This window comes from Pseudomonas protegens (assembly GCF_003732485.1).
GTDB lineage: Bacteria > Pseudomonadota > Gammaproteobacteria > Pseudomonadales > Pseudomonadaceae > Aquipseudomonas > Aquipseudomonas protegens_B.
This window is the reverse complement of record NZ_MOAK01000066.1, coordinates 1-2,735: the sequence shown is the minus strand read 5'-3', so window position 1 is coordinate 2,735 and position 2,735 is coordinate 1. Positions and strand designations below refer to the sequence as shown.

Genomic DNA, 2,735 nt, shown 5'->3' with positions numbered 1-2,735 from the left:
CTGCTTGGAGTCAAAACGATCGCTGTCCTGCAAGCTGGTCAGGGTCAGGTTGCGGCCAATATCGGCCACCACCTTCTGCGCGTTGGCCTGGGCCCCTTCCAGGGTTGTGTCGCGGCCACTATTCAGGGTTAGCTGATTACCCGCATTGACCGTGGTTTCGGTCCAGGTGGTGCCGTTGCCCTTCTCCTTGCCGACACCGCTGTTGGCGTTGGCGAAGACCGACAGGCCGCCACCACCGGAACCCACACCGAGGCTGACTCCGATGGCGCCACCACCGCTTTTGTTGGAGCCTTCGAGTTTCTGGGTATTAGCTCCAGCCCGCAGGTCGATATCCCGAGCGGCGGACAACAACACATCGTGACCGGCCTGCAACTTGCCACCGATCACCGACAGGTCGCCGCCGCCACCAGACGGGCCATTGCCTGTGGCAATGACGCGCAAGTCGTTGCCTGCAGTCAGGCCAGTGCCCTGGCTGACACTCTGCTCCTGCACCTGCTTGGAGCTGGACTTCTGCGTTCCCAGAGACAGGGAAATACCAAAGAAGCTACCTTCCTGGGCCCCGGCCTCAACAGCCTGGGCGCCCTGCCAAGCTTGATAGCCCGACAGACCGGCCTTGATCCCCTGAAGTGCCGCCAAACGGCTGTCATCCTCATGCCTGACATCCTGCACGGTCTGTACGGCGGTATTCACTGCCGACCCGACCACTCCCGACAGGGCCAGAGTCAAACCGCTTTTTTTACTCTCCTGCTGGGTATGCGTACTGCTCTTGCTCTCGCCGTCGATGATGCTGACGTTCTGCCCGATGAGGCTGATGTCTTTACCCGCCACCACATCCGAGGCTTTGACGGTCAGGTCCTTGCCAGCGGTGACCACGACATCACCCAGTACGCTACCGATGGTGCTGCCCTTCTCAGTCTGGCCCTGGATGTCCTGCTTGGAACTGTTCTTCGACGAGCCCAAAGTGACGCCGATCCCGCCGGAACTCATCAAGCCGGATTTGCTGGTGGACTGACTGTGCTGCGAGCTGAAGGTCTCAATGCCGCTTTCGATGCGGATGTCTTTACCCGCCTGGAGATTGGTCTGTTCGGTGGAAACCACATTACTGGCGGACACCAACAGGTCATTCCCAGCCTGAACCAGCGTGGTGTTGCCACTAAGGGTCGAACCCGTCAGCGAGGTGCTGCTGGACGCATCAGTACTTTTCTTGCTGGTGCTGGACAGGCCGAACCCACCCGACTTGGATTTCTCCGAAGCGCTGAACTGACTATTCTGCGCAGCCTCCAGGTTGACATCGTGACCAGCGAGCACCGACAACGCCCCCTTGTCGCTATTCACCGAAGAGCCGCTGATATTGACGTCATTTGCCGCCACCAACATGGTCTTGCCTTGGGCCTGAATGACCGAGGACACGGCCTCCTCGCTGCCGCTTTCGGTCATCGTCGATTTCTTCTTACCCCATGAACCTTTCTTGGTCTTGGAGTAATAGGAGTAATCACTGTTCTCCGCGGTATTGAGGTTCAGGTCGTTACCCGCATAGAGATACGCCTCATCCCCCGCCGTCACCCGACTGGCCGTCAGCTGAAGATCCTCACCGGCCTTGAGCGCTACATTGCCGCCCGCCACCAAGATGGTGGACACCTGCTGACCATGATCCTCCTGCCCTTTAAAGCTCTTGGTCTGGCTGAACCAGTGCTGCTCATTCGCAGCAGAAGCCAATGTCAGGTTTTCTTTAGCCGACATCGACACATCACTCTTGGCCTCAATCTGGCTGGCAATCGCCGTGATATCGCGACCAGCACTGATGGACAGGTCGCGACCTGCCTCAAGTGTCGAACCATGCTGGGTGACACTTTTGTCACGGTAGTTGGCGTTCAGCTGATTGCCGACCACCTGCTCCACAGCCGTCAGGCTGACATCGCGGCCAGCGGTGATGCTGGTATCTGCGGCGCTCTTTAAGACTCCCGCACTGTTATTGAAATCGCGTCCCGCATTGATGGTGAGATTGTTCGCGGCCTCAATCCGTGCAGCACTGTCGACAAAATCCCGTTGCTGCGCGAACGAATCCTTATTGCTTTGGTGCGAGGTCAAAGTACGCTCGTTAACCACGTCCCCATCAGTTGCCGTCAAGGCCACATCGCGCCCAGCGATAACACCACCGGCCTTGTTCAGCAGATCCTTGCCCGCCGTCAGATTCAGGCCCTTGCCCGCCTCCGCCAACCCACTATTGACCAGGTTCTCCCCCGCCACCGCCGACAGGTCATTGGCCGCGCGCAGGGTGCCGACGTTGTTCAAGTCTTTGCCGGCAATCAGGCTCACGTCCTTGCCGGCGATCAGGGAGCCGTTGGGCGCCAGGCGGTTGTTGGCCTGGGCCAGGTACAGCACTGGCACCAGCACTTGTTCGCCGTTCACTTCATGGCTTTCCAACCAGACGATGTCGTGGGTCAGGGCGGCGACTTGTTCGGAGGTCAGGGTCACGCCCACCGACAGGTCAAGCTGTTGCTTGCTCTGGAGGGCGTTGTCCATCAGGTGCTTGAAGAGCTTTTCGTTGCTGTCCTGGCCGTCGATAAAGCGCTGGCCGGTGCGGGCCACCATGGCTTGCTGGATGAGTTTCTGTTCGTAGAAGCCATCACCCAGGCGTTTGGCGCTTTCATCGGGGTTGTAGCCGAGGTTGGACAGTAGGTAGTCCGAGCTCATGAACTGCTTGAGGTGGGTCAGCGCCGGGTTGGTTTCGATCA

At 59.1% G+C, this 2,735-nt stretch carries 1 protein-coding gene; it reads right to left on the bottom strand.

From position 1 onward, the window contains the following. Window positions 1-2,735: hemagglutinin repeat-containing protein (locus BLX41_RS35600; protein ID WP_404942776.1), on the bottom strand; the 2,735-nt coding region annotated here is incomplete at both ends.